Annotated in this window: 23 protein-coding genes; 16 read left to right on the plus strand and 7 right to left on the minus strand. The window is 71.9% G+C overall.

Features of this window, described 5'->3' with window-relative positions; all coding sequences use genetic code 11:
* Positions 1 to 8: 8 nt before the first annotated feature.
* A complete protein-coding gene (locus IG88_RS0115875; RefSeq protein ID WP_031040724.1) occupies positions 9 to 1,007 on the minus strand; it encodes an esterase-like activity of phytase family protein in 999 nt (332 codons plus the stop codon).
* A 90-nt stretch (positions 1,008 to 1,097) separates the two neighbouring features.
* On the opposite strand from IG88_RS0115875, the gene IG88_RS0115880 reads away from it, so the two are divergent.
* Both IG88_RS0115880 and IG88_RS0115885 read left to right on the plus strand, forming a co-directional pair.
* Positions 1,098 to 1,472 carry a hypothetical protein gene (locus IG88_RS0115880; RefSeq protein WP_031040726.1) on the plus strand — a complete coding sequence of 125 codons (375 nt, stop codon included), beginning with the start codon at positions 1,098 to 1,100 and terminating at the stop codon, positions 1,470 to 1,472.
* 114 nt (positions 1,473 to 1,586) lie between these two features.
* A complete protein-coding gene (locus IG88_RS0115885; protein WP_031040729.1) occupies positions 1,587 to 2,399 on the plus strand; it encodes an endonuclease I family protein in 813 nt (270 codons plus the stop codon).
* A gap of 325 nt (positions 2,400 to 2,724) precedes the next feature.
* Here the strand turns inward: IG88_RS0115885 and speB are convergent, their stop codons facing one another.
* On the minus strand, positions 2,725 to 3,693 hold the full coding sequence (gene speB / locus IG88_RS0115890; protein WP_031040734.1) for an agmatinase: 969 nt from the start codon (positions 3,691 to 3,693) through the stop codon (positions 2,725 to 2,727).
* A gap of 221 nt (positions 3,694 to 3,914) precedes the next feature.
* Here speB and IG88_RS0115895 point away from each other — a divergent pair, with 221 nt between their 5' ends.
* Positions 3,915 to 4,703, plus strand: coding sequence for a phosphatase (locus tag IG88_RS0115895; protein ID WP_031040737.1), 789 nt, complete (start codon positions 3,915 to 3,917; stop codon positions 4,701 to 4,703).
* A 22-nt stretch (positions 4,704 to 4,725) separates the two neighbouring features.
* Here IG88_RS0115895 and IG88_RS0115900 read toward each other — a convergent pair whose 3' ends face one another.
* From IG88_RS0115900 to IG88_RS0115910, 3 genes are all read right to left on the minus strand, one after another.
* Positions 4,726 to 5,598, minus strand: coding sequence for an acyl-CoA thioesterase (locus IG88_RS0115900; RefSeq protein ID WP_031040740.1), 873 nt, complete (start codon positions 5,596 to 5,598; stop codon positions 4,726 to 4,728).
* Positions 5,599 to 5,628: 30 nt separating this feature from the next.
* Positions 5,629 to 6,786 (minus strand): acyl-CoA dehydrogenase family protein, encoded by a 1,158-nt coding sequence (locus tag IG88_RS0115905; protein ID WP_031040741.1) that lies wholly within the window; start codon positions 6,784 to 6,786, stop codon positions 5,629 to 5,631.
* Positions 6,787 to 6,884: 98 nt separating this feature from the next.
* Complete coding sequence (locus IG88_RS0115910; protein WP_051851925.1) at positions 6,885 to 7,550, minus strand: TetR/AcrR family transcriptional regulator; 666 nt, start codon at positions 7,548 to 7,550, stop codon at positions 6,885 to 6,887.
* A gap of 97 nt (positions 7,551 to 7,647) precedes the next feature.
* On the opposite strand from IG88_RS0115910, the gene IG88_RS0115915 reads away from it, so the two are divergent.
* The 10 genes from IG88_RS0115915 to IG88_RS0115960 all read left to right on the plus strand — a co-directional run bounded on the left by IG88_RS0115915 (position 7,648) and on the right by IG88_RS0115960 (position 20,581).
* On the plus strand, positions 7,648 to 9,264 hold the full coding sequence (locus tag IG88_RS0115915) for a carboxyl transferase domain-containing protein (RefSeq protein WP_031040748.1): 1,617 nt from the start codon (positions 7,648 to 7,650) through the stop codon (positions 9,262 to 9,264).
* 25 nt (positions 9,265 to 9,289) lie between these two features.
* Positions 9,290 to 11,230 (plus strand): acetyl-CoA carboxylase biotin carboxylase subunit, encoded by a 1,941-nt coding sequence (locus IG88_RS0115920; protein ID WP_031040751.1) that lies wholly within the window; start codon positions 9,290 to 9,292, stop codon positions 11,228 to 11,230.
* Positions 11,227 to 12,174, plus strand: coding sequence for a hydroxymethylglutaryl-CoA lyase (locus tag IG88_RS0115925; protein WP_031040754.1), 948 nt, complete (start codon positions 11,227 to 11,229; stop codon positions 12,172 to 12,174). The genes IG88_RS0115920 and IG88_RS0115925 overlap by 4 nt, the downstream gene beginning before the upstream one ends.
* 5 nt (positions 12,175 to 12,179) lie before the next feature.
* Positions 12,180 to 13,340 carry an acyl-CoA dehydrogenase family protein gene (locus tag IG88_RS0115930; RefSeq protein WP_031040757.1) on the plus strand — a complete coding sequence of 387 codons (1,161 nt, stop codon included), beginning with the start codon at positions 12,180 to 12,182 and terminating at the stop codon, positions 13,338 to 13,340.
* 128 nt (positions 13,341 to 13,468) lie between these two features.
* Entirely contained in the window at positions 13,469 to 14,509 is a 1,041-nt protein-coding gene (locus tag IG88_RS0115935; RefSeq protein WP_031040759.1) for an ABC transporter substrate-binding protein, read from the plus strand.
* 25 nt (positions 14,510 to 14,534) lie between these two features.
* On the plus strand, positions 14,535 to 15,395 hold the full coding sequence (locus IG88_RS0115940) for a siderophore-interacting protein (protein ID WP_031040763.1): 861 nt from the start codon (positions 14,535 to 14,537) through the stop codon (positions 15,393 to 15,395).
* 162 nt (positions 15,396 to 15,557) lie between these two features.
* Entirely contained in the window at positions 15,558 to 17,000 is a 1,443-nt protein-coding gene (gene desA, locus IG88_RS0115945; protein ID WP_031040766.1) for a lysine decarboxylase DesA, read from the plus strand.
* Positions 16,984 to 18,264, plus strand: coding sequence for a lysine N(6)-hydroxylase/L-ornithine N(5)-oxygenase family protein (locus IG88_RS0115950; RefSeq protein ID WP_031040767.1), 1,281 nt, complete (start codon positions 16,984 to 16,986; stop codon positions 18,262 to 18,264). Before desA ends, IG88_RS0115950 begins: the two co-directional genes overlap by 17 nt.
* Positions 18,261 to 18,812, plus strand: a complete 552-nt coding sequence (locus IG88_RS0115955; protein ID WP_031040770.1) for a GNAT family N-acetyltransferase — start codon at positions 18,261 to 18,263, stop codon at positions 18,810 to 18,812. The genes IG88_RS0115950 and IG88_RS0115955 overlap by 4 nt, the downstream gene beginning before the upstream one ends.
* Positions 18,809 to 20,581: an IucA/IucC family protein gene (locus IG88_RS0115960; RefSeq protein WP_031040773.1), complete on the plus strand. Its 1,773-nt coding sequence runs from the start codon at positions 18,809 to 18,811 to the stop codon at positions 20,579 to 20,581. Before IG88_RS0115955 ends, IG88_RS0115960 begins: the two co-directional genes overlap by 4 nt.
* A 64-nt stretch (positions 20,582 to 20,645) precedes the next feature.
* On the opposite strand, the gene IG88_RS0115965 is transcribed toward IG88_RS0115960, so the two are convergent.
* A complete protein-coding gene (locus IG88_RS0115965) occupies positions 20,646 to 22,262 on the minus strand; it encodes a beta-N-acetylhexosaminidase (protein ID WP_031040776.1) in 1,617 nt (538 codons plus the stop codon).
* A 116-nt stretch (positions 22,263 to 22,378) separates the two neighbouring features.
* On the opposite strand from IG88_RS0115965, the gene IG88_RS0115970 reads away from it, so the two are divergent.
* From IG88_RS0115970 to glmS, 3 genes are all read left to right on the plus strand, one after another.
* The gene (locus IG88_RS0115970) at positions 22,379 to 23,290 is read left to right on the plus strand and encodes a DUF4429 domain-containing protein (RefSeq protein ID WP_031040778.1); all 912 of its coding nucleotides are present in this window, start codon (positions 22,379 to 22,381) and stop codon (positions 23,288 to 23,290) included.
* 88 nt (positions 23,291 to 23,378) lie between these two features.
* Positions 23,379 to 23,636 carry a hypothetical protein gene (locus IG88_RS0115975; RefSeq protein ID WP_003976012.1) on the plus strand — a complete coding sequence of 86 codons (258 nt, stop codon included), beginning with the start codon at positions 23,379 to 23,381 and terminating at the stop codon, positions 23,634 to 23,636.
* Positions 23,637 to 23,668: 32 nt separating this feature from the next.
* Positions 23,669 to 25,486, plus strand: a complete 1,818-nt coding sequence (glmS, locus tag IG88_RS0115980) for a glutamine--fructose-6-phosphate transaminase (isomerizing) (RefSeq protein ID WP_031040780.1) — start codon at positions 23,669 to 23,671, stop codon at positions 25,484 to 25,486.
* Between the two features lie 15 nt (positions 25,487 to 25,501).
* On the opposite strand, the gene IG88_RS0115985 is transcribed toward glmS, so the two are convergent.
* Positions 25,502 to 26,029, minus strand: coding sequence for a universal stress protein (locus IG88_RS0115985; protein WP_030400077.1), 528 nt, complete (start codon positions 26,027 to 26,029; stop codon positions 25,502 to 25,504).
* Positions 26,030 to 26,116: the final 87 nt, after the last annotated feature.

Consider the following 26,116-nt stretch of genomic DNA (forward strand, 5'->3'; position numbering starts at 1 on the left):
GGGGCCAATCAGGCGCGGACGCGGAGCCTGAGGAAGCGGGTGGTCTGGACGTCGCTCTGGTTGTCGTCGCTCACCACCAGGACCTCCAGACGGCCCCCGGAGCGGCCGGTCACCGCCATCCCCTCGAAGTTGTCGAGGAGCGGGTTGGGCTGGGGCTGCTTGGCGGTGGCGCCGAGGGAGGGGCAGTCGGCGAGGTCGGCGAGGAGCCGCTTGTGGAGCACGGTGCCGTGGACGGGCCGGTCGGCGAGGTGGAGGCGGACCGTGTTGCCGACGCCGGCGGTGAAGCCGCGCTCCAGGACGAGGAGGCGGCCGTCGGGCGTCGCGGTGACCTCGGAGACGCCGAGGCCGGGGTCGGTCCGGTAGGCGTAGCGGGCGCCGGTGCGGAAGTCGCCGTGCCCCGTCCGCCGCCAGGTCTGGAAACGGACCAGGTCGGCGGGGTCGCCGTCGAGCGGGTACTCCATCGAGGCGAGCAGGGTCCGCCCGCCGGGCAGCAGCGTCAGCCCCTCGAAGCTGCCGTTGGCCCGCGCGCGGCCCTCGGGAGCGGTCCGCAGGTCGCCGGGTACGGGCAGGCGGCCGAGCAGCTCGCCGGTGCGGGAGTAGCGGCGCACGGACGGCTCGGTCTCGGAGGAGACGAGGTACGTGCCGTCCCGGTCGGCGACCAGACCCTCGGAGTCGAGCGCGGCGCCCTTCTCGTCGGCGAGGGTGATCACGCCGCGCGGCTCCAGGGTGCGGGCGTCCAGCCGGAACAGCTCCGACCGGTCGGAGAGGGCGGCCGGGGAGCCGTCCCGGCCGGGGGCGAGGGCGGAGAGGTTGCCGACGTAGGTGCCGTCGTACGTCGTCTTGTCGAGGACGTCGGTGAAGCCCGTGAGGGAGACGGAGGGCGAGCAGGCGTCGGCCGGGTGCCGCCCGCCCTGTGCGGCGGCCGGTCCGGCGGCGGTCAGGCAGCCGGCCGCCGCGAGGACGGCGGTGAGGGCGACGAGGGCGGTTCGAAGGGTTCCTGGGCGCATGCCGGACACCCTAGAGGCGGGAAATGGACGGAAGTTGGCCGTTTTCCGAAAGCCGGGATGCGAAGGCCCCGGGAGGGCAAGTAATGCCCCGTGCCGGAACAGAGGGAAAGCGACGCGAGGCTGGCCGGGCGGCTCTACGCGACACTTCGGGTGCTCAAGTTCGTCGCGGACCCCCACAGTGGCCAGAGACCGACGGCGGAGGACGAGTTCGGGGGCAAGGACAGTCCGCACGCACGGATCAGGGCCCTGAAGCTGGATCTCTTCGAGGACCTGGTGAGCGCCGTGCAGAAGGGGCGGCACGCGGAGGCGGCGGCCGAGGTGCTCCGCGCGCTGCCCTCCGTGGTGCCGTCGCAGCGTGCCGCCCTCGACGCCAACCTGGGCGAGCGTCCGCTGGCCGAGTTCAACGCCGGGTACCGGGCCCAGCTCGCGGGCCTCCGGGAGGCGCTGCCGGAACTGCTGGGCTGAGCCGGTTCCGCCTACCGTCACTGAATCGTCACCCTCCGTACACCCCACCTCCAACATGTCCATGTCACGCTCGTGGAACCACACAACTCCACACGCGTAGATCGGACACCCCACATGCTCGCGATACGCATCCGGCGCCCGAAGGCGGCGGCCCTCGCCGCGGTCGTCGTACTCGCCGGGCTCACCGCCCCCTCACTGACGGCGGGCCCGGCCACGGCGGCCACGACGGCGGACACGGACTACGACTCGACGTACTACAAGGACGCGATCGGCAAGACGGGCACGAGCCTCAAGTCCTCGCTCCACACGATCATCAGCGACCAGACGAAGCTGTCGTACTCGGCGGTCTGGGACGCCCTGAAGGCCACCGACGAGGACCCGGACGACACCGGCAACGTGATCCTGCTGTACTCGGGCGTCTCCCGCAGCAAGTCGCTCAACGGCGGCGACACCGGCGACTGGAACCGCGAGCACGTGTGGGCCAAGTCGCACGGCGACTTCGGCACCGCCACCGGCCCCGGCACCGACCTGCACCACCTGCGCCCCTCCGACGTCCAGGTCAACAGCGCCCGCGGCAACAAGGACTTCGACAACGGCGGCAGCGCGGTCAGCGGAGGCGGCGGCAGCCTCACCGACTCCGACTCCTTCGAACCCCGGGACGCGGTCAAGGGCGACGTGGCCCGCATGATCTTCTACATGGCCGTCCGCTACGAGGGTGGCGACGGCTTCGCCGACCTGGAGGTCAACGGCCAGGTCGGCAACGGCAGCAACCCGTACATCGGCAAGCTCTCCGTGCTGAAGGCGTGGAACGACGAGGACCCGCCGGACGCCTTCGAGGAGCACCGCAACCAGGTGATCTACGACGACTACCAGCACAACCGCAACCCGTTCGTCGACCACCCGGAGTGGGTGGAGGCGATCTGGTAGGCCCCGCCGTGTCCGGTTTCGGCCGGGTCGGGTGCCGGGAGCCGAGCACCGTGAAGGAACCCACCACCCCCAACGCCTCCTTGCCGCACGGCTGGCGCAAGTCGACGTACGGCGGCAACGAGGGCGGCAGTCGCATCTCCCGCCGGCCAGTTGGTCACCGTCCGTCACAGCAGTCCGGGACGGCCGCCTCCCCGCCTGACCGCCCACCCGCCACGACCCGTCCGGCCCGCACCCCTCGGGCGGGCCGGACACCGGTTCCCTCAGGCCGCCACGCCGGTTGGAGGTCGCAGCACAGACCGGCGGAGCACCAGGTCGTGGTCGTGGGTCACCGGGAACGGTCCGCGGCGATCCGGCGGGACATGAGGGTGGTCAGTTCGTAGGCGGTGTGGGACGCGGCCACCGACGTGATCTCCGCGTGGTCGTAGGCGGGGGCGACCTCGACGACGTCGGCCGAGACCAGGTTGCAGGAGGCGAGGCCGCGCAGGACCTCCAGCAGCTCGCGGGAGGTCATGCCGCCGGCCTCGGGCGTGCCGGTGCCGGGGGCGTGGGCGGGGTCGAGGCAGTCGATGTCGATGGAGATGTACAGCGGACGGTCCCCGATGCGCTGGCGGAGCTGGTCGGCGACCTCGTCGGCGCCGCGCCGGTAGACGTCGGCGGAGGTGACGATGCCGAAGCCCATCTTCTCGTCGTCGGTGAGGTCCTTCTTGCCGTACAGGGGACCGCGCGTGCCGACGTGGGAGAGGGCGGAGGTGTCGAGGACGCCCTCCTCGACGGCGCGGCGGAAGGGGGTGCCGTGGGTGTACTCGGCGCCGAAGTAGGTGTCCCAGGTGTCCAGGTGGGCGTCGAAGTGGAGCAGGGCGACCGGGCCGTGCTTCTTGGCGACCGAGCGCAGCAGCGGGAGGGCGACGGTGTGGTCGCCGCCCAGGGTCATCAGGCGGGCGCCGGTGTCCAGGAGGTCGTCGGCGGCGGCCTCGATCGTCTCGACGGCCTCGTGGATGTTGAAGGGGTTCACGGCGATGTCGCCGCCGTCCGCGACCTGGGCGAGGGCGAAGGGGGAGGCGTCCTGGGCCGGGTTGTAGGGGCGCAGCAGGCGGGACGCCTCGCGGATGGCGTTGCCGCCGAAGCGGGCGCCGGGGCGGTAGGAGACGCCCGAGTCGAACGGCACGCCCACGACGGCGACGTCGGCGGTTCCGACCTCGTCCAGGCGCGGGAGCCGGGCGAAGGTCGCGGGTCCGGCGTAACGCGGGACCCGGGAGGAGTCGACGGGACCGCGGGGCGTCTCGTTGCTGCTCATGCACTGCCTTCCTTCGTACGCTTCGTCGCGTATGTACTGCTGCCGCACGACTGTACTGACGCGTCGGCCGGCCGGTCGTCGCAGACTAGAGGGCCGCAATACCGCCGCGACATGTACATTCCGTCCATACGCGCTGCCGGGACTGGTGGAATCGGCTACCCGTCGGCCGTCCCGCCGGGGACCGGCTGCTGTCCGCGGCCCGGCTGCTACACAATGGAGCCATGCCGATACCCGGGACACCCAGCCGCGCCGAACTCGCCGAGCACCTCGTCAGAACGCGCATCGCGGGCGATGTCGCCACTCCCCGCGAGAACAATCTTTCCCACTACCGGAAGCTGGCGAACGGCGACCGGCACTACTGGCTCGGTCTGGAGCTGGGCGAGCGCTGGAGCGACGAGCAGGACGTGCTCGCGGTGATGGCGGAGCGGGTCGGGGTCAACGACGACCCGGAGTACCGGTACGGCCAGGACACGATCGACCCGGAGCTGACCGTCTCCGCGCTGGAGCGGATGGCGGGGCGGCTGCGCAAGGCGGCCGACGGCGGGCAGCGGGTGCTGTTCGCGACCGGCCACCCCGGCGGGCTGCTCGACGTGCACCGCGCCACGGCCGCCGCGCTGCGGGAGGCGGGCTGCGAGATCGTGGTGATCCCGGAGGGACTGACGACCGAGGAGGGGTACGTCCAGCAGTTCGCGGACGTCTCGGTGCTCGAACACGGGGCCTCGCTGTGGCACACCCACTCGGGCGAGCCGATGAAGGCCATCCTGACCGGCCTGGAGCGCGAGGGCCGCCCCCTGCCGGACCTGGTGGTCGCCGACCACGGCTGGGCCGGGTACGCCGCCCAGCACGGGGTGGACTCCGTCGGCTACGCGGACTGCAACGACCCGGCCCTCTTCCTCGCCGAGTCCGAGGGCACCCTCCAGGTGGCGGTGCCGCTGGACGACCACGTGGTCAGCCCGCGCCACTACGACCCGATGACGGCGTACCTGCTGACGGAGGCGGGGCTGCGGTAGCCGCCCCGGCCCCGCGCGTCCCTCAGCGCTCCCGGGGGACGCGCACCACGCCCTCCTGGACGACCGACACGGCGAGGCGCCCGTCCCGGGTGTGGATGCGGGCCTGTCCGAGTCCCCGGCCGCCGGACGCGGACGGCGACTGCTGGTCGTACAGCAGCCATTCGTCGGCGCGGAAGGGGCGGTGGAACCACATGGCGTGGTCCAGCGAGGCCCCGACGACGTCGCCGACGGCCCAGCCGCCGCGGCCGTGCGCGAGCAGGACCGAGTCGAGCAGGGTCATGTCGGAGACGTAGGTGGCGAGGACGACGTGCAGCAGGGGGTCGTCCCCGAGTTTGCCGTTGGTGCGGAACCACACCTGGGAGTGCGGTTCGCGCGGGGTGCCGAAGTCGCCGAAGGGCGGGTCGTCGACGTGGCGCAGGTCGACGGCGGCCCGGGTCTCCAGGATGCGTTCGACGGTGTCGGCGGGCAGGTGCGGGTAGCCGCGCAGCCGGTCCTCGCCGGTGGGGAGGGTCGCCGGGTCCGGCGCGGGCGGCATGGGCGCCTGGTGGTCGAGGCCCTCCTCGTACGTCTGGAAGGACGCCGACAGGGTGAAGACCGGCTTGCCGTGCTGGACGGCGACGACGCGGCGGGTGGTGAAGGAGCGGCCGTCGCGCAGCCGGTCGACGTTGTAGACGATGGGGGCGCCGGGGTCGCCGGGGCGCAGGAAGTACGCGTGCAGGGAGTGCGCGTGCCGGTCGCCGGGGACCGTGCGGCCCGCGGCGACCATGGCCTGCGCCGCCACCTGTCCGCCGAAGACCCGGGGGACGACGGCGGACCGGGAGCGTCCGCGGTAGATGTCCTCCTCGATCCGCTCGAGGTCGAGCAGGTCGAGGAGGGACTGGAGTGCTTCGCTCATGGCGGGTGGCTTCGCGGCCGGGGGACCGGTCTACAGCCCCATGTTCTTCGCGATGATCATCTTCATGACCTCGCTGGTGCCGCCGTAGATGCGGTTGACGCGGTTGTCCGCGTACAGGCGGGCGATCGGGTACTCGTTCATGTAGCCGTAGCCGCCGTGGAGCTGGAGGCAGCGGTCGATGACACGGTGGGCGACCTCGGTGCAGAACAGCTTGGCGCTGGCGGCCTCGGCGGGGGTGAGTTCCCCGGCGTCCAGGGCCTCGGTGGCGCGGTCGGCGACGGCCTCGGCGGCGTCCACCTCGGCCTGGCAGGCGGCCAGCTCGAACTTGGTGTTCTGGAAGTGGGCGACCGGCTTGCCGAAGACGGTGCGCTCCTGCACGTACCGCTTGGCGAACTCGACGGCGGCCTTGGCCTGGGCGTAGGCGCCGAAGGCGATGCCCCAGCGCTCGGAGGCGAGGTTGTGGCCGAGGTAGGAGAAGCCCTTGTTCTCCTCGCCGAGCAGGTCCTCGGCGGGGACCTTGACGTCGACGAAGGCCAGCTCGGCGGTGTCGGAGGTGCGCAGGCCCAGCTTGTCCAGCTTGCGGCCGACCGAGTAGCCCTCGGACTTGGTGTCCACGGCGAACAGGGAGATGCCGTGGCGGCGGTCCTCGGCGGTGGGCGCGGCGGTGCGGGCGCAGACGATGACGCGGTCGGCGTGCACGCCGCCGGTGATGAAGGTCTTGGCGCCGTTGAGGACGTAGTGGGTGCCGTCCTCGGAGAGCTTGGCGGTGGACTTCATGCCGGCGAGGTCGGAGCCGGTGCCGGGCTCCGTCATCGCGATGGCCCACATCTCCTCGCCGGTGACGAACTTCGGCAGGTAGCGCTTCTTCTGCTCGTCGGTGGCCAGCATGTTGATGTAGGGCAGCGCGAGCAGCACGTGGACGCCGGAGCCGCCGAACTGCACGCCGGCGCGGGCGGTCTCCTCGTAGAGGACGGCCTCGAACTTGTGGCTGTCCATGCCGGCGCCGCCGTACTCCTCGGGCACGTTGATGCCGAAGATGCCCAGCTCGCCGAGCTTGTAGTAGAAGTCGCGCGGCGCCTGGCCCGCGGCGAACCAGTCGTCGTAGACGGGGACGACCTCGGCCTCGATGAAGGCGCGCAGGGTCTCCCGGAACGCCTCGTGGTCCTCGTTGAACACCGTACGGCGCACCGCGCCACCTCCAGGGTACGAATATCTAAGCGCTTGCTCAGAGTCACGGTACCGGCGGGTAGCCAGAGGCGTCCAGACCGGGACGCGGGTAACCCTCGTCACTCCCGCTCCGGCGAGGAAGCACCCCCTGCGCCCTCCTCCGCCCCCGCCTGCGTCTCCCCCACCGCCGCGAACGCCCCCCGCGCCATCCGGTGCAGCAGGGACGCCGTCGCCGCGCGCCCCGGGCGGCCCAGGTGGGGGGTGGAGTTCAGGAGGCCGAAGACCGAGTGGACGGCGGAACGGGCGGCGGGCTCGGCGAGGGCCGGGTAGACCTCCCGGAGCACCCCGACCCACAGCTCGACGTACTGCCGCTGCAACTGCCGCACCAGCTTGCGGTCGGCGTCCCGCAGGCGGTCCAGCTCACGGTCGTGCAGGGTGATGAGCGGACGGTCGTCGAGCGCGAAGTCGATGTGCCCCTCGATGAGCGAGTCGAGGACCGCCTCGGGCCCCCTCGCACCGGCGCCCGCCCCGGAGCCGGCCGCGCCGTCCGCCTCCGCCAGCCGCCGCTTCGCCCCGGTCAGCAGCGAGTCGCTGATCCCGACCAGCAGCTCGGCGAGCATCGCGTCCTTGCCGGGGAAGTGACGGTAGAGACCGGGGCCGCTGATGCCGACCGCGGCACCTATCTCGTCGACGCCGACCCCGTGGAAGCCGCGCTCGGCGAAGAGCCGGGCGGCCTCCTTGAGGATCTGCTCGCGGCGGGTGGGGGCGTCGGTTCTCGTGGCCATGGAGTCGATTCTAGACAGGGAGGTTAGCGGTCGTTAACCTGAGGGAAATGCGTTAACGCTCATTAACTGGTCGATCACTGGGTGAGGGGACCGCAGGATGCAAGAGGCACCAGAGCTGACGACGGCGGCCGACCCCGCCTCCGAGGCCTTTCGGGCCAACGAGGAGGCGCACGCCGCCCTCGTTCGGGAACTGCGCGCCAAGCTCGCCGCCGCCCGGCTCGGCGGCGGCGAGCGGGCGCGGGCCCGGCACACCGCGCGCGGCAAGCTGCTGCCGCGCGACCGCGTGGACACGCTGCTCGATCCGGGCTCGCCGTTCCTGGAGCTGGCGCCGCTCGCGGCCGACGGGCTCTACGACGGAGCGGCCCCGGCGGCCGGGGTCGTCGCCGGGATCGGGCGGGTCAGCGGCCGGGAGTGCGTGATCGTGGCGAACGACGCCACCGTCAAGGGCGGCACGTACTACCCGATGACCGTGAAGAAGCACCTGCGGGCGCAGGAGGTGGCGCTGGAGAACCGGCTGCCGTGCCTCTACCTGGTGGACTCGGGGGGCGCCTTCCTGCCGATGCAGGACGAGGTCTTCCCCGACCGCGAGCACTTCGGGCGGATCTTCTACAACCAGGCCCGCATGTCCGGCGCCGGCATCCCGCAGATCGCCGCCGTCCTCGGTTCCTGCACGGCGGGCGGGGCGTACGTCCCGGCGATGAGCGACGAGGCGGTGATCGTCCGGGGCCAGGGCACGATCTTCCTGGGCGGCCCCCCGCTGGTGAAGGCGGCCACCGGTGAGGTGGTCACGGCGGAGGAGCTGGGCGGCGGCGAGGTCCACTCGCGGGTGTCCGGCGTGACCGACCACCTCGCCGAGGACGACCCGCACGCCCTGCGCATCGTGCGGCAGATCGTCTCCACCCTGCCCGAGCGCGGCCCGCTCCCCTGGGGCGTTCGGGCGGCCGTCGAGCCCAAGGCGGACCCCGAGAGCCTGTACGGCGTGGTGCCGGTCGACTCCCGCACCCCCTACGACGTCCGCGAGGTCGTCGCCCGCGTGGTGGACGGCTCCCGCTTCGCCGAGTTCAAGTCCGAGTACGGACAGACCCTGGTCACCGGCTTCGCCCGGATCCACGGGCACCCGGTCGGCATCGTCGCCAACAACGGCATCCTGTTCTCCGAGTCGGCCCAGAAGGGCGCCCACTTCATCGAGCTGTGCGACCAGCGCGGCATCCCGCTGGTGTTCCTGCAGAACATCTCCGGGTTCATGGTGGGCCGCAACTACGAGGCCGGCGGCATCGCCAAGCACGGCGCCAAGATGGTCACGGCGGTGGCGTGCACGCGCGTACCGAAGCTGACGGTGGTGATCGGCGGGTCGTACGGCGCGGGGAACTACTCGATGTGCGGGCGGGCCTATTCGCCGCGCTTCCTGTGGATGTGGCCCAACGCCAAGATCTCCGTGATGGGCGGCGAGCAGGCCGCGTCCGTGCTGGCCACGGTCAAGCGGGACCAGATGGAGGCCCGCGGGGAGGACTGGCCGGCCGAGGAGGAGGAGTCCTTCAAGGCGCCGGTGCGCGCCCAGTACGAGCACCAGGGCAACGCCTACTACGCGACCGCCCGCCTGTGGGACGACGGCGTGATCGAGCCCGCCGACACCCGGCAGGTGCTGGGCCTGGCCCTGACCGCGTGTGCCAACGCGCCGCTGGGCGAGCCCCAGTTCGGCGTCTTCCGGATGTGAGGAGGGGACTTCGATGGGGAGCTCGATGTTCGACACGGTACTGATCGCCAACCGGGGCGAGATCGCCGTCCGCGTCGTGCGGACCCTGCGCGCGATGGGCGTGCGCTCGGTGGCGGTCTTCTCCGACGCCGACGCGGACGCGCGGCACGTGCGGGAGGCCGACGAGGCGGTACGGATCGGCCCGGCACCGGCGGCGGAGAGCTATCTGTCCGTCGAGCGGCTGCTGGCGGCGGCGGCCCGGACGGGCGCGCAGGCGGTCCACCCCGGGTACGGCTTCCTCGCCGAGAACGCGGGCTTCGCGCGGGCCTGCGAGGAGGCCGGGCTGGTCTTCGTCGGGCCGCCCGCCGACGCGATCGCGCTGATGGGCGACAAGATCCGTGCCAAGGAGACGGTGCGGGCGGCCGGGGTGCCGGTCGTGCCCGGCTCCAGCGGCAGCGGGCTCACGGACGCGCAGCTCGCCGACGCGGCGCGCGAGATCGGCACCCCGGTGCTGCTCAAGCCGTCGGCGGGCGGCGGCGGCAAGGGCATGCGGCTGGTGCGCGAGGAGTCCCTGCTGGCCGACGAGATCGCCGCCGCGCGCCGCGAGGCCCGCGCCTCCTTCGGCGACGACACGCTCCTGGTGGAGCGGTGGATCGACCGGCCCCGGCACATCGAGATCCAGGTGCTGGCCGACGGCCACGGGAACGTGGTGCACCTGGGCGAGCGCGAGTGCTCGCTCCAGCGCAGGCACCAGAAGGTGATCGAGGAGGCGCCGAGCGTCCTGCTGGACGAGGCGACGCGGGCGGCGATGGGCGAGGCGGCCGTGCAGGCGGCCCGCTCCTGCGGCTACCGGGGCGCGGGCACGGTGGAGTTCATCGTGCCGGGCGGCGACCCCTCGCAGTACTACTTCATGGAGATGAACACCCGCCTCCAGGTCGAGCACCCGGTGACCGAGCTGGTGACCGGCCTGGACCTGGTGGAGTGGCAGCTCAGGGTGGCGGCCGGTGAGCGGCTCGGGTTCGCCCAGGAGGACGTACGGCTGACCGGCCACGCGATCGAGGCCCGCCTGTGCGCGGAGGACCCCTCGCGGGGCTTCCTCCCCTCCGGCGGCACGGTACTGCGGCTGCGCGAGCCCGAGGGCGACGGCGTGCGCACCGACTCGGGGCTCAGCGAGGGCACCGAGGTGGGCAGCCTGTACGACCCGATGCTGTCCAAGGTGATCGCGTACGGCCCCGACCGGGAGACCGCGCTGCGCAGGCTCCGGGCGGCGCTGGCCGGGACGGTCACCCTGGGCGTGCCGACCAACGCCGGGTTCCTGCGGCGGCTGCTCGCGCACCCGGCGGTGGTGGCGGGCGAGCTGGACACCGGGCTGGTGGAGCGCGAGGTCGACTCGCTGGTCGCCACCGGCGTACCGGAGGAGGTGTACGAGGCGGCGGCGGCCGTACGGCTGGAGGCGCTGCGCCCGCGCGGGGACGGCTGGACAAACCCGTTCTCGGTGCCGAACGGCTGGCGGACGGGCGGCGAGCCGAAGCCGCCGGCCTTCCCGCTGCGGGTGCCGGGAAGCGAACCCGTCACCCACACCCCCCGCGGCACCCACACCGTCACCGCGGACCGGGTGGCGGTGACCCTGGACGGCGTGCGGCACACCTTCGACCGGGCCGGCGACTGGCTGGGCCGCGACGGCGACGCCTGGCAGGTGCGCGACCACGACCCGGTCGCCGCCTCCCTCGACCGGGCCGCCCACGCGGGCGCCGACTCGCTGACCGCGCCGATGCCGGGCACCGTGACGGTGGTGAAGGTCGCCGTCGGCGACGAGGTGAGCGCCGGGCAGAGCCTGCTGGTGGTGGAGGCGATGAAGATGGAGCACGTCGTCTCCGCCCCGCACGCCGGCACCGTCGCCGAGCTGGACGTGGCGCCGGGCACGACGGTCGCCATGGACCAGGTGCTCGCCGTCATCACGCCCGTCGAGGAGGAGGAGAGGGCATGAACACCCCGGAGCTGGGCCTCCCGATGCCCGTACCGGCGAACGGCCTGCCCGCCCGCGTCCGCATCCACGAGGTCGGCGCCCGCGACGGGCTGCAGAACGAGAAGGCGACCGTGCCGACGGCCGTGAAGGCGGAGTTCGTCCGCCGGCTGGCCGGCACCGGCCTGACCACGATCGAGGCGACGAGCTTCGTCCATCCCAAGTGGGTCCCCCAACTGGCGGACGCGGAGGAGCTGTACCCGGAGATCTCCGGGCTGCCGGTGGCGCTGCCGGTGCTGGTGCCGAACGAACGCGGCCTGGACCGGGCCCTCGCGCTCGGCGCGCGCCGCGTCGCGGTGTTCGCCAGCGCCACGGAGTCCTTCGCCAGGGCGAACCTCAACCGCACGGTGGACGAGGCGCTGGCCATGTTCGAGCCGGTGGTGACCCGGGCGAAGGGCCGGGACGTCCACGTGCGCGGCTACCTCTCGATGTGCTTCGGCGACCCGTGGGAGGGCCCGGTCCCGGTCCCCCAGGTCGTGCGGGTCTGCCGGGCCCTGCTGGACATGGGCTGCGACGAGCTGAGCCTCGGCGACACCATCGGCGTGGCCACCCCCGGCCATGTGACGGCCCTGCTCGGCGCGCTGACCGGGGCCGGTGTGCCCGTCTCCGCGCTGGGCGTCCACTTCCACGACACCTACGGCCAGGCCCTGGCCAACACGCTGGCCGCGCTCCAGCAGGGCGTCACCACGGTCGACGCATCCGCCGGGGGCCTCGGCGGCTGCCCCTACGCGAAGTCCGCCACCGGCAACCTCGCCACCGAAGACCTCGTGTGGATGCTGCGCGGCCTCGGCATCGACACCGGGGTCGACCTCGGCCGTCTCGTCGCCACAAGCGTCTGGATGGCCGCCCACCTGGGCCGGCCCAGCCCGTCCCGCACCGTTCGAGCCCTCTCCCACCAGGAGTCGTGAACAGCATGGACCACAAGCTCTCCCCGGAACTGGAAGAACTGCGCCGCACGGTCGAGGCGTTCGCCCACGACGTGGTGGCGCCGAAGATCGGCGACTTCTACGAGCGGCACGAGTTCCCCTACGAGATCGTCCGCGAGATGGGCCGCATGGGCCTGTTCGGACTGCCGTTCCCCGAGGAGTACGGCGGCATGGGCGGCGACTACTTCGCCCTCGGCATCGCCCTGGAGGAGCTGGCCCGGGTCGACTCGTCGGTGGCGATCACCCTGGAGGCGGGCGTCTCGCTGGGCGCGATGCCGGTCCACCTCTTCGGCACCGAGGAGCAGAAGCGGCAGTGGCTGCCCCGGCTCTGCTCGGGCGAGATCCTGGGCGCGTTCGGCCTCACCGAGCCCGACGGCGGCAGCGACGCGGGGGCGACCCGGACGACGGCCCGCCTGGACGAGGCGACGAACGAGTGGGTGATCAACGGCACCAAGTGCTTCATCACCAACTCCGGCACCGACATCACGGGCCTGGTCACGGTCACGGCGGTCACCGGCCGGAGGCCCGACGGCAGGCCCCTGATCTCGTCGATCATCGTCCCGTCGGGCACCCCGGGCTTCACGGTGGCCGCCCCGTACTCGAAGGTCGGCTGGAACGCGTCGGACACCCGTGAGCTGTCCTTCGCCGACGTCCGGGTCCCGGCCGCGAACCTGCTGGGCGAACAGGGGCGCGGCTATGCGCAGTTCCTGCGCATCCTGGACGAGGGCCGGGTGGCGATCGCCGCGCTGGGCACGGGGCTCGCGCAGGGCTGCGTGGACGAGTCGGTCGCCTACGCGAAGGAACGTCACGCCTTCGGCAGGCCCATCGGCGCCAACCAGGCCATCCAGTTCAAGATCGCCGACATGGAGATGAAGGCCCACACGTCCCGCCTCGCCTGGCGGGACGCGGCCTCGCGGCTGGTGGCGGGCGAGCCGTTCAAGAAGGAGGCGGCGCTGGCGAAGCTGTACTCGTCGACGGTGGCGGTGGACAACGCCCGGGAGGCCACCCAGATCCACGGCGGCTACGGCTTCATGAACGAGTACCCGGTGGCCCGCATGTGGCGGGACGCGAAGATCCTGGAGATCGGCGAGGGCACCAGCGAGGTCCAGCGGATGCTGATCGCGCGGGAGCTGGGGCTGGTGAGCTGACCCGGAGGGCCGGGGCGGGGCGGGGCCGCGGGGCCCCACCCCTGGACAAGATCTGAGGTTAGGCTAACCTACCTTCGAATTGTCCCGCAGAGCGCGACGCTCCGCACCGTTCGAAGGCAGTCACCACCATGTCCAACGCCAGCGCCCTTCACCCCACCCGCCGCGGAATCCTCGCCGCCGGTGGCGCCCTCGGCCTCGGTGCCGTGCTCGCGGCCTGCGGGGACGACGACAAGGACGGCGGCGGGACGGACAAGGGCGCCGCCAAGTCGGGCCCCTGGTCCTTCAAGGACGACCGCGGCACCACGGTGAAGCTGGACAGGGTGCCGACGGACATCGTCGCCTTCACCGGCGTCGCCGCCGCCCTGTTCGACTACGGCGTCCAGGTCAAGGGCGTCTTCGGCCCGACCACGACCAAGGACGGCAAGCCCGACGTGCAGGCCGGCGACCTCGACGTGGACAAGGTCACCGTCCTCGGCAACGAGTGGGGCAAGCTCAACGTCGAGAAGTACGCCTCCCTCGCCCCCGAGGTGCTCATCACCACGACGTTCGACACCGCGGGCACCCTGTGGTCCGTCCCGGAGGAGTCGAAGGACAAGATCGCCAAGCTCGCCCCGAGCGTGGCGATCTCCGTCTTCGACCGGCAGCTCACCCAGCCGCTCCAGCGCATGTGGGAGCTGGCCGAGTCGCTCGGCGGGGACATGAAGGCCAAGAAGGTCACCGACGCCAAGGCCGCCTTCGACAAGGCCGCAGCCCGGCTGCGCGCCGCCGCCAAGGCCCGGCCCGAGATCCGGGTGCTGGCCGGCTCCGCGAGCCCCGACCTGTTCTACGTCTCCGGCACCAACCTCTCGGTGGACCTGGAGTACTTCAAGGCCCTCGGCGTGAACTTCGTGGAGCCCTCCGAGGCGGCCAAGAAGGCGACCGGCGGCTGGTTCGAGTCCCTGAGCTGGGAGAACGTCGACAAGTACCCGGCCGACGTCATCATCATGGACGACCGCGCCTCCACCATCCAGCCCGCCGACATCACCGAGGGCACCTGGAAGAAGCTCCCCGCGGTCAAGGCCGGCCAGGTCATCTCCCGCTCCCCCGAGCCGATCCTGTCCTACGACAAGTGCACGCCCCTGCTGGACAACCTGGCCGAGGCGATCGAGAACGCCAAGAAGGTCGGCTGACCCACCCCCTCCCCCGGAGCCCCTCATGACGACGGCCGTGGCCGCCCCGTTCCGTTTCTTCCCCCTCCAGGTCGTACGGACGAGGCGGCTCGGCCCGTCCCTGGCCCGGGTCACCCTCGCGGGGCCCGCACTGCGCGCCTTCCACTCCGACGGCCTCGACCAGTCGCTGTCCCTGTTCCTGCCGCACCCGGGTCAGGCGGAGCCCGCGGTCCCCGTGGAGCTGGGCGACGGCTGGTGGCAGGGCTGGCGCGAACTCCCCGAGGACGTACGGGCGGTGATGCGCTCGTACACGCTGCGGGCGCTGCGCCGGGACGACGAGGGGCACACCGCCGAGATCGACGTCGACTTCGTCCTGCACGGCGTGGAACCGGGGTCGGGGATCCAGCCGGGCCCCGCCGCCCGCTGGGCCGCCGACGCCTCCCCCGGCGACCGCGTGCTGGTGCTGGGCCCCGCCGTCGCCGACAACCGGGCGATCCGCTTCCGGCCGCCCGGGGACACCGACCTGGTGGTGATCTGGGGCGACGAGACCGCCGTACCGGCCGCCTGCGCGGTGGTGGAGTCGCTGCCGGCCGGCACCCGCGCCCGGGTCTGGCTGGAGGTGCCGCACGCCGAGGACGTGCAGCGCCTCGACACGGCCGCCGACGCCGAGGTCACCTGGCTGGTCCGGGAGGCCGGCGGCGGCCCAGGGGCGAGCCTCGCCACCCTCCGCGCCGCGCCGCTCCCGCCCGCCGAGCGGCCCTACGTCTGGATCGCGGGCGAGTCCGGCTGCGTCAAGCGGCTGCGGCGGCACTTCGTGGACGAGCGGGGCGTCGACCGCCGGCGCGTCACCTTCGTCGGCTACTGGCGCCGGGGCCTGACGGAGGAACAACTCCGCGAGCGGGGCTGACATCCGTGCGGTGGGGCGCCCGGGTGCGGGTGCGCCGTGACAGCGGTCACCCACCGGCACATGTTTGATCCACTTGAGTTAGGTTAGGCTCACCTAAGTCGAAGCGAGGAGGGTTCAGCCCTCCCCCGCCCTCTCGGACCGTCCCCACCGGAGGACCCCCACATGCGCTCGCACCTGCTCAACGACACCACCGCGGAGCAGTACCGCCGTTCCGTGACCGAAGGAGTCGAGCGGGTGGCCGCCCGGATCGCCACCGCCGACCGCCCGTTCACCGGTGTCGCGGTCGACGCCCTCTCCCCCCGCATCGACGGGATCGACCTCGACCGGCCCCTGCACGACACGGCCGCGGTCCTCGACGAGCTGGAGGACGTCTACCTCCGCGACGCCGTCTACTTCCACCACCCCCGCTACCTCGCCCACCTCAACTGCCCGGTCGTCATACCGGCGTTGCTCGGCGAGGCGGTCCTGTCCGCCGTCAACTCCTCCCTGGACACCTGGGACCAGTCGGCGGGCGGCACACTCATCGAGCGGAAACTGATCGACTGGACCACCGCCCGGATCGGCCTCGGCCCCGCGGCCGACGGCGTGTTCACCTCCGGCGGCACCCAGTCCAACCTCCAGGCGCTGCTGCTGGCCCGCGAGGAGGCGAAGGCCGAGTCCCTCGCCGACCTGCGCATCCTCGCCTCCGAGGTGAGCCACTTCAGCGTGAAGAAGTCGGCGAAACTGCTCGGCCTGGGCCCCGACGCCGTCGTACCGGTCCCCGTCGACCAGGACAAGCGGCTGCGGACCGTCGCCCTCGCCCGGGAACTGGAGCGCTGCGCGGACGAGGGCCTGGTCCCCATGGCCGTCGTCGCCACCGCCGGCACCACCGACTTCGGCTCCATCGACCCGCTGCCCGAGATCGCCGGGCTGTGCGAGCAGTACGGCGTGTGGATGCACGTGGACGCGGCCTACGGCTGCGGGCTGCTCGCCTCCCGCAGGCACCGGGACCGCCTCGCCGGCATCGAGCGGGCCGACTCGGTCACCGTCGACTACCACAAGTCGTTCTTCCAGCCGGTGAGTTCGTCGGCCGTGCTGGTCCGGGACGCGGCCACCCTGCGCCACGCCACCTACCACGCGGAGTACCTCAACCCGCGCCGGGCGGCGCGGGAACGCATCCCCAACCAGGTGGACAAGTCCCTGCAGACCACCCGCCGCTTCGACGCGCTCAAGCTGTGGATGACACTGCGCGTGATGGGCGCCGACGGCATCGGCGAACTCTTCGACGAGGTCTGCGACCTGGCCGCCGAGGGATGGAAGCTGCTCACCGCCGACCCGCGCTTCGACGTGGTCGTCGAGCCCTCGCTCTCCACCCTGGTCTTCCGCTACGTCCCGGCGGCCGTCACCGACCCGGCCGAGACCGACCGCGCCAACCTCTACGCCCGCAAGGCCCTGTTCGCCTCCGGCGACGCCGTGGTCGCGGGCACCAAGGTGGCCGGACGCCACTACCTGAAGTTCACCCTGCTCAACCCCGAGACGACCACGGCCGACATCGCCGCCGTCCTCGACCTGATCGCCGGCCACGCCGAGCAGTACCTGGGAGACTCCCTTGACCGCGCTTCCTGACGCCAGTGCCGCCTACGACTTCGTGGGGATCGGCCTCGGCCCCTTCAACCTCGGCCTGGCCTGCCTCACCGAGCCGATCGCCGAGCTGAACGGCGTCTTCCTGGAGTCCAAGCCCGACTTCGAGTGGCACGCCGGCATGTTCCTGGACGGCGCCCACCTCCAGACCCCGTTCATGTCGGACCTGGTCACGCTCGCCGACCCGACCTCGCCGTACTCCTTCCTCAACTACCTGAAGGAGCGGGGCCGCCTCTACTCGTTCTACATCCGCGAGAACTTCTACCCGCTGCGCGTCGAGTACGACGACTACTGCCGCTGGGCCGCGCACAAACTGAGCAGCGTCCGCTTCTCCACCACGGTCACCGAGGTCACCTACGACGAGCGCGAGGAGCTGTACGCCGTCGCCACCACCTCCGGCGACACCTACCGCGCCCGCCGCCTGGTCCTGGGCACCGGCACCCCGCCGTACGTCCCGGACGCCTGCCGGGGACTGGCCGGCGACTTCCTGCACAACTCCCGCTACGTCCAGCACCGGGCGGAGCTGGTGAAGAAGAAGTCGATCACGCTGGTCGGCAGCGGGCAGTCCGCCGCCGAGATCTACCAGGACCTGCTGGGCGAGATCGACGTCCACGGCTACCGGCTCAACTGGGTCACCCGCTCCCCGCGCTTCTTCCCCCTCGAATACACCAAGCTCACGCTGGAGATGACCTCGCCGGAGTACGTGGACTACTACCACGCGCTGCCCGAGGAGACCCGCTACCGGCTCACGGCCGAGCAGAAGGGCCTGTACAAGGGGATCGACGGCGACCTGATCGACGACATCTTCGACCTGCTCTACCGGAAGCGGCTCGGCGGCCCCGTCCCCACCCGCCTGCTCACCAACTCGGCGCTCATCTCGGCCCGTTACGCGGACGGCACCTACACGCTCGGCTTCCGCCAGGAGGAGCAGGGCAAGGACTTCGAGATCGAGACCGAGGGCCTGGTGCTGGCCACCGGCTACCGCTACACCGAGCCGGAGTTCCTCAAGCCCGTCCGCGACCGGCTGCGCCGCGACTCCCGGGGCAACTTCGACATCGCCCGCAACTACGCCGTGGACATCACGGGAAGCGGCGTGTTCCTGCAGAACGCCGGGGTCCACGCGCACAGCGTCACCAGCCCCGACCTCGGCATGGGCGCCTACCGCAACAGCTGCATCGTCCGGGAGCTGCTGGGCCGCGAGTACTACCCGGTCGAGAAGACGATCGCGTTCCAGGAGTTCGCCGCATGAGCACCACCACCGCCACCGCCGTCGGGACGCTGACCCTGCGCCCCCTCGACCCGCTGAACGACGCCGTACTGCTGCACGGCTGGCTCACCCACCCCAAGTCCGCGTTCTGGATGATGCAGGACGCGAAACTGGTGGACGTCGAGCGGGCGTACATGGAGCTGGCCGCCGACGAGCACCAGCAGGCCCACCTCGGCCTGCACGACGGCGTCCCGGCCTTCCTGATGGAGCGCTACGACCCCGCCCACCGCGAGCTGGTCGGGCTGTACGAGCCCGAGCCGGGCGACGTCGGCATGCACTTCCTGGTCGCGCCGACCGACCGGCCCGTGCACGGTTTCACCCGCGCCGTGATCACCGCCGTGATGACCGAGCTGTTCGCCGACCCGGCCACCCGCCGGGTCGTCGTCGAACCGGACGTCGCCAACACCGCCGTCCACGCCCTGAACGCAGCCGTCGGATTCGTGCCCGAGCGCGAGATCCAGAAGCCGGAGAAGAAGGCGTTGCTGAGCTTCTGCACCCGCGAACAGTTCGAGAGGGCGGTGTCCGCGTGAGCCTCGCCGACGCCGTCGCCCACCTGAGCCCCGAGCGCTGGGAGCGGGCCAACCGCCTCCTGGTCCGCAAGGCGCTGGCCGAGTTCGCCCACGAGCGGCTGCTGACCCCCGAGCCGGACGGGGCGGCGTACGTCGTCCGCAGCGACGACGGCCAGACCGCCTACCGCTTCACGGCGACCCTGCGCTCCCTGGACCACTGGCAGGTGGCCGCCGACTCGATCACCCGCCACCGCGACGGTGCCGAACTCCCGCTCGCCGCGCTGGACTTCTTCATCGAGCTGCGGCAGACCCTGGGCCTGAGCGACGAGATACTGCCGGTCTACCTGGAGGAGATCTCCTCCACCCTCTCCGGCACCTGCTACAAGCTGGCCAAGCCGCAGCGCACCTCCGCCGAGCTGGCCCGGAGCGACGACTTCCAGGCCGTCGAGACCGGCATGACCGAGGGCCACCCCTGCTTCGTCGCCAACAACGGGCGGCTCGGCTTCGGCGTCCACGAGTACCTGTCGTACGCGCCGGAGACGGCGAGCCCGGTCCGGCTGGTGTGGCTGGCCGCGCACCGCTCGCGGGCGGCGTTCACGGCGGGCGCGGGCATCGAGTACGAGTCCTTCGTCCGGGACGAGCTGGGCGACGCCACCGTGGACCGGTTCCACGGGGTGCTGCGCGAGCGCGGCCTGGACCCGGCCGACTACCTGTTCGTCCCGGTCCACCCCTGGCAGTGGTGGAACAAGCTCACCGTCACCTTCGCCGCCGAGGTCGCCCGCGGGCACCTGGTCTGCCTGGGCGAGGGCGACGACGAGTACCTGGCCCAGCAGTCCATCCGCACCTTCTTCAACGCCTCGCACCCCGGGAAGCACTACGTGAAGACGGCCCTGTCCGTCCTCAACATGGGCTTCATGAGGGGCCTGTCGGCGGCGTACATGGAGGCCACCCCGGCCATCAACGACTGGCTGGCCCGGCTGATCGAGGGCGACCCGGTGCTCAAGGCGACCGGGGTGAGCATCATCCGGGAGCGGGCGGCCGTCGGCTACCGGCACCTGGAGTACGAGCGGGCCACCGACCGCCACTCGCCGTACCGCAAGATGCTGGCGGCGCTGTGGCGGGAGAGCCCGGTGCCGTCGCTGCGGGAGGGCGAGACGCTCGCCACCATGGCCTCCCTGGTCCACGTCGACCACGAGGGCGCCTCCTTCGCGGGCGCGCTGATCGAGCGGTCGGGGCTCGCGCCCGCCGAGTGGCTGCGGCACTACCTGCGGGCCTACTACGTCCCGCTGCTGCACAGCTTCTACGCCTACGACCTGGTGTACATGCCGCACGGCGAGAACGTGATCCTCGTGCTGGAGGACGGCGTGGTGCGGCGGGCGGTCTACAAGGACATCGCCGAGGAGATCGCGGTGATGGACCCGGACGCCGTGCTGCCGCCGGAGGTCTCCCGCATCGCGGTGGACGTGCCGGACGACAAGAAGCTCCTGTCGGTCTTCACGGACGTCTTCGACTGCTTCTTCCGCTTCCTCGCCGCGAACCTCGCGGAGGAGGGGATCGTGGAGGAGGACGTCTTCTGGCGGACGGTCGCGGAGGTCACCCGGGAGTACCAGGAGTCGGTGCCGGAGCTGGCGGAGAAGTTCGCGCGGTACGACATGTTCGCGCCCGAGTTCGCGCTGTCCTGCCTCAACCGGCTCCAGTTGCGCGACAACCGGCAGATGGTGGACCTCACCGACCCCTCCGGCGCGCTCCAGCTCGTCGGCAGCCTGCAGAACCCCCTGGCGGGCCGGTAGCCACCCGGCCCCCGCGGACGGGCGGGCACCCCGGAGACGGTCCTCCGGGGTGCCCGTCGGGCGTTCAGCCCGCGGCGGGCCAGGGCACCTGCGGCGAGCGGTAGTAGTCGATCCCCGCGGCCTCCCAGTACGGCGCCTGCGCGGCGAGCCGCACCTTGTAGGTGTCCCAGTCGTGCGTCGAGGCCGGGGACCAGCCCAGCTCGGCGACGCCCGGCAGCCTCGGGAAGGCCATGAAGTCGAGCTGGTCGGGGTCGGAGAGGGTCTCCGTCCACAGCGGGGCCTCGACCCCGCGGACCGCCTCGGCCGGGGCGCCCGGCAGATAGGCGGCCGGGTCCCAGTCGTAGGACCGCTGCACCTCGACGTAGCCGGCCCAGGACAGGCCGAGCGGGGTGTCCTTGGTGTACTTCATGTCCAGGTAGGTCCGGTCGGCCGGGGAGAGGATCAGCCCGGTGCCGTTCCTGGCGGCCTCGGCGACCTCGGCCTTCTCCGTGTCGCTGGTGCGGTCCAGGCCCCAGTACTGGACCAGCGCGCCCTCGGCCGGCTCGGCCCCGGCGAGCTGGTGCCAGCCGACGACCGTCTTGCCGTACTTGGCGACGACCGGCTGCACGCGCTTCATGAACGTCACGAAGTCCTCGTGCGGCGTGGAGTGCGCCTCGTCGCCGCCGATGTGCAGGTAGCGGCCGGGGGTGAGCGCGGCGAGTTCGCGCAGGACGTCGTCCACGAAGTCGTAGGTGACGTCCTTGTCCACGCACAGGGTGCTGAAGCCGACCTTGGTGCCGGTGTAGAGCGGGGGCGCCACGCCGTCGCAGTTCAGCTCCGCGTAGGAGGCCAGGGCGGCGTTGGTGTGGCCCGGCATGTCGATCTCGGGGATCACCTCCAGGTGGCGGGAGGCGGCGTAGCGGACGATCTCCTTGTAGTCCGCCTTGGTGTAGTGGCCGCCGGGCCCGCCGCCGACCTCGGTGGAGCCGCCGTAGGCGGCCAGCCGCGGCCAGGAGTCGATGGCGATGCGCCAGCCCTGGTCGTCGCTGAGGTGGAGGTGGAGCTTGTTGTACTTGTAGCGGGCGACGCGGTCGATGTAGCGCTTGACCTCGTCGACGGTGAAGAAGTGCCGGGAGACGTCGAGCATGGCGCTGCGCCAGGCGTAGCGCGGGGTGTCCTCGATGGTGCCGCCGGCGACCGGCCAGGGTCCGGGCTGCGCGGAGTCCTTCTCGACGGCCGGGGGCAGCAACTGGCGCAGGGTCTGGACGCCGTGGAAGAGGCCGGCGGCCTTGCGGGCGGTGATGGTGACGCCGGAGCGGCCGCTGTCCAGGCGGTAGCCCTCGTCCCCGTACGGGCCCTTGGCCAGGCGCAGTTGTATGCCGCCGTGGCCGTGGGTGGTGACGGGGAGCGGGTATCCGGTGGCGGGCCGCAGGAGGTCCGCGAGGTAGTCGCCGACGCGGCGGGCCTCGCGCGAGTCGTCGACGCGGATGTGGGTGCCGCGGGTGATGCGGTACGGGGCGCCGCCGGGGTCGACCGAGGCGGGGGCCGGGATCACCCGGTCGAGGGGCGTGGGTTCCGCGGCCGTGCTCCGGCCCGCCGAGGCTCCGGTGGTCATGGCGCCGACCGCCGCCACCAGCAGCAGCGAACCCAGCAGCCGGGTGATGCGGGGAGTCGTTCTGTGGTGCCGTCGATGAGGTCTCACGTGCGCGCTCCCTTCGCGATGAGTGCAATCAAGGTCTGCGCCCTGGGTGTTGGAGACAGGTGCGGACCACTCTCCCGCACCATCACCGCCCGCGGGAGCGATGAAACAATCCCCGCATGGCGGAAATCATCCAGAAGGACGGAACGTGGGTCTTCGACGGCGACACCCTGCGGCTGACCCCCGGGCGGGACAAGAACGTCGGTCTGCTCCGCAGGGAGCTGGGTGAACTGCTCGTGCCGCTGGCCGCGTTGGCGGGCATATCGTTCGAGCAGGGGAAGAAGGCGGGACGGCTCAGACTCCGGCTGCGGGACGGCGCCGACCCCCTGCTGCAGGCGACGGGCGGCCGGCTGACCGAGCCGCACGACCCGTACCAGCTCCTGGTGGAGCCCGACCGGTACGGCGTGGCCGAGTACGTCGTGGACGCGGTGCGCAACGCGCTGCTCCTCGAACAGGTCCCGTCCGGCCCCGTGGACGCCTACCTGCTGCCGGGGCCGTCGGTGCCGCTGTCGGTGTCGGCCGGGGACGGTGTCGCGAGCTTCGACGGGGAGCGGGTGCGCCTGGAGTGGAAGTGGCAGGCGGAGGACTCCAAGTCGGCCGCCGGGCCGCGCACCCTGCCGCTCGCCGACATCGTCGCCGTGGAGTGGCAGCCGACGGTGGGCCTGGAGAACGGCCACCTCCGCTTCACCGTGCGGGCGGCGCCGAGCAAGGTGCCGCCGAAGTACGACCCCAACGCGGTGGAGCTGTGGGGCTTCAAGCGGGACCCGCTGATGGCCCTGGTGGCCGCGGCCGTCCAGGCCCGCCTCCCGCACCCGGCCGCCCGCGCCGCCCAGGCGGACGCCCGCCCGGACGGGGAGCCGCCCGCGCCCGCTCCGTCCCCCGCCCCGGCCCCGGCCCCGGCCCCGGCCGCCGAGGACGACCACGACGCGCTGCTGCGCCGGCTGCGGGAGCTGGGCGAGCTGCACCGCTCCGGGGTACTCACGGACGAGGAGTTCACCCTGGCGAAGCAGGCGGTACTGAAGCGGATGTAGACACAGCGGCGCCGCGGACATCCTCACCCCTGCCCGATATCGGGCAGGATTCTTGCGCAAGAGTGTCCCTTGCCCCAGGATCTACCGGGTGCACGACGAACTCGTTGATCATCTGACGCGGTCCACCCCCCTGAGCCGGGGCGAGGCGCTGCGTGTGGTCCAGGACGTGCTCGCCTACTTCGACGAGACGACCGAGGAGTACGTCCGTCGCCGCCACCGCGAGCTCCAGGCCCAGGGTCTGGTGAACGCGACGATCTTCGAGCGGATCGAGGCGGAACTGAAATACCGCGCGGTCGCGCCCCCGGAGCTGTCGCTCCGTCAGCTACGCCGCATCGTCTACGGCTGAGCCGGCCGAGAAGGACACGAGGACACGTATACATGTGCGGAATCGTCGGATACATCGGCAAGCGTGACGTCGCCCCCCTGCTCCTGGAGGGCCTGCAGCGCCTGGAGTACCGCGGCTACGACTCGGCGGGCATCGTCGTCACCTCCCCGAAGGCGGCCGGCCTGAGGATGGTCAAGGCCAAGGGCCGGGTACGCGACCTGGAGGCCAAGGTCCCGGCGCGCTTCAAGGGCACCACCGGCATCGCCCACACCCGCTGGGCCACCCACGGCGCCCCCTCCGACGTGAACGCCCACCCGCACATGTCGGCCGACAACAAGGTCGCCGTCGTCCACAACGGCATCATCGACAACGCCGCCGACCTGCGCCGCAAGCTGGAGGCGGACGGCGTCGAGTTCCTCTCCGAGACCGACACCGAGGTCCTCGTCCACCTGATCGCCCGCTCCGAGGCCGTCAAGCTGGAGGACAAGGTCCGCGAGACCCTGCGGGTCATCGAGGGCACGTACGGCATCGCCGTGATGCACGCCAACTTCCCCGAGCGCATCGTCGTCGCCCGCAACGGCTCGCCGGTCGTCCTCGGCATCGGCGAGAAGGAGATGTTCGTCGCCTCGGACATCGCCGCGCTGGTCGCCCACACCCGGCAGATAGTCACGCTCGACGACGGCGAGATGGCCACCCTCAAGGCCGACGACTTCCGCACCTACACCACCGAGGGCACCCGCACCACGTCCGAGCCCACCACCGTGGAGTGGGAGGCCGCCTCCTACGACATGGGCGGCCACGACACCTACATGCACAAGGAGATCCACGAGCAGGCCGAGGCCGTGGACCGCGTGCTGCGGGGCCGGATCGACGACCGCTTCTCCACCGTGCACCTCGGCGGCCTCAACCTGGACGCCCGCGACGCCCGCGCCGTGCGCCGCGTGAAGATCCTCGGCTGCGGCACCTCGTACCACGCGGGCCAGATCGGCGCCCAGATGATCGAGGAGCTGGCCCGCATCCCCGCCGACGCCGAGCCGGCCTCCGAGTTCCGCTACCGCAACGCGGTCGTCGACCCCGACACCCTGTACATCGCCGTCTCCCAGTCCGGCGAGACCTACGACGTGCTGGCCGCCGTGCAGGAGCTGAAGCGCAAGGGCGCCCGGGTCCTCGGCATCGTCAACGTCGTGGGCTCGGCGATCGCCCGCGAGGCCGACGGCGGCATGTACGTGCACGCCGGACCCGAGGTGTGCGTGGTGTCCACCAAGTGCTTCACCAACACCTGCGTGGCCTTCGCGCTGCTCGCCCTGCACCTGGGCCGCACCCGCGACCTGTCGGTGCGCGACGGCAAGCGGATCATCGAGGGCCTGCGCAAGCTGCCCGCGCAGATCGAGGAGATGCTGAAGCAGGAGGAGGACGTCAAGAAGCTGGCCGCGCAGTACGCCGACGCCCGCTCGATGCTCTTCATCGGCCGTGTGCGGGGCTACCCGGTCGCCCGTGAGGCCTCCCTGAAGCTGAAGGAGGTCTCCTACATCCACGCCGAGGCCTACCCGGCCTCCGAGCTGAAGCACGGCCCGCTCGCCCTGATCGAGCCGGCCCTGCCGACGGTCGCGATCGTGCCGGACGACGACCTGCTGGAGAAGAACCGCGCGGCCATGGAGGAGATCAAGGCCCGCAGCGGTCCGATCCTCGCCGTCGCCCACCAGGAGCAGGAGAAGGCCGACCACACGATCGTCGTCCCGAAGAACGAGGACGAGCTGGACCCGATCCTCATGGGCATCCCGCTCCAGCTCCTCGCCTACCACACGGCGCTGGCCCTGGGCCGGGACATCGACAAGCCCCGCAACCTCGCCAAGTCGGTGACGGTGGAGTAGCCGGCGCCCGCCCGGTCAGGGAATGACCACCACGGGCCGCTTCGCCCGCTTGGCGAGGCGGCCCGCCACGGAGCCGAAGAGGCGGCCGACCAGACCGTGGCTGGAGCCCACGACGATGGCGTCCGCCTCGTACTCCCGCCCCACCTCCTCGAGTTCGTGGCAGATGTCGCCGCCGCGCTCGACCAGGATCCAGGGCACCTCGGCGAGGTAGTCCGCGCACGCCAGCTCCAGACCGAGCACCTCGGTGCGGTGGTCCGGCACGTCGACGAAGACCGGGGGTTCGCACCCGGCCCACACCGTGGTGGGCAGCCGGTTGGCGACGTGCACGATGACCAGGCCGGAGCCCAGTCGACAGGCCATGCCGATGGCGTAGGCGAGGGCGCGCTCGCTGGAGGTGGAGCCGTCGAAGCCGACGACGACGCCGTGCTTGAAGGCTGGGTCGCACGACTGGCGTGGCTCTTCGGCCGCCAGGGGCTCGGCCGCCGTAGGTTCGGCGACGGGCCGCTTGCGGTCCGCGGGTTCGAAGAATTCGTGACCGGCCATGGCTGTCTCGGCGTTTTTATCCTCTATGGGGGACAACAGTGTGCGGCGGAGCTGTGTGTCCGGGAATCGTCTTCCCAACCCCATACC

The sequence above is a fragment of the Streptomyces sp. NRRL F-5650 genome (assembly GCF_000721365.1).
Classification (GTDB): domain Bacteria; phylum Actinomycetota; class Actinomycetes; order Streptomycetales; family Streptomycetaceae; genus Streptomyces; species Streptomyces ardesiacus.

Bases quoted from the DNA above. Each gene is read 5' to 3' on its own strand.
- IG88_RS0115875 (WP_031040724.1), bottom strand. From the start codon at position 1,007: ATGCGCCCAGGAACCCTTCGAACCGCCCTCGTCGCCCTCACCGCCGTC.
- IG88_RS0115885 (WP_031040729.1), top strand. From the start codon at position 1,587: ATGCTCGCGATACGCATCCGGCGCCCGAAGGCGGCGGCCCTCGCCGCG.
- speB (WP_031040734.1), bottom strand. From the start codon at position 3,693: ATGAGCAGCAACGAGACGCCCCGCGGTCCCGTCGACTCCTCCCGGGTC.
- IG88_RS0115895 (WP_031040737.1), top strand. From the start codon at position 3,915: ATGCCGATACCCGGGACACCCAGCCGCGCCGAACTCGCCGAGCACCTC.
- IG88_RS0115900 (WP_031040740.1), bottom strand. From the start codon at position 5,598: ATGAGCGAAGCACTCCAGTCCCTCCTCGACCTGCTCGACCTCGAGCGG.
- IG88_RS0115910 (WP_051851925.1), bottom strand. From the start codon at position 7,550: ATGGCCACGAGAACCGACGCCCCCACCCGCCGCGAGCAGATCCTCAAG.
- IG88_RS0115915 (WP_031040748.1), top strand. From the start codon at position 7,648: ATGCAAGAGGCACCAGAGCTGACGACGGCGGCCGACCCCGCCTCCGAG.
- IG88_RS0115920 (WP_031040751.1), top strand. From the start codon at position 9,290: ATGTTCGACACGGTACTGATCGCCAACCGGGGCGAGATCGCCGTCCGC.
- IG88_RS0115925 (WP_031040754.1), top strand. From the start codon at position 11,227: ATGAACACCCCGGAGCTGGGCCTCCCGATGCCCGTACCGGCGAACGGC.
- IG88_RS0115930 (WP_031040757.1), top strand. From the start codon at position 12,180: ATGGACCACAAGCTCTCCCCGGAACTGGAAGAACTGCGCCGCACGGTC.
- IG88_RS0115935 (WP_031040759.1), top strand. From the start codon at position 13,469: ATGTCCAACGCCAGCGCCCTTCACCCCACCCGCCGCGGAATCCTCGCC.
- IG88_RS0115940 (WP_031040763.1), top strand. From the start codon at position 14,535: ATGACGACGGCCGTGGCCGCCCCGTTCCGTTTCTTCCCCCTCCAGGTC.
- desA (WP_031040766.1), top strand. From the start codon at position 15,558: ATGCGCTCGCACCTGCTCAACGACACCACCGCGGAGCAGTACCGCCGT.
- IG88_RS0115955 (WP_031040770.1), top strand. From the start codon at position 18,261: ATGAGCACCACCACCGCCACCGCCGTCGGGACGCTGACCCTGCGCCCC.
- IG88_RS0115970 (WP_031040778.1), top strand. From the start codon at position 22,379: ATGGCGGAAATCATCCAGAAGGACGGAACGTGGGTCTTCGACGGCGAC.
- glmS (WP_031040780.1), top strand. From the start codon at position 23,669: ATGTGCGGAATCGTCGGATACATCGGCAAGCGTGACGTCGCCCCCCTG.
- IG88_RS0115985 (WP_030400077.1), bottom strand. From the start codon at position 26,029: ATGGCCGGTCACGAATTCTTCGAACCCGCGGACCGCAAGCGGCCCGTC.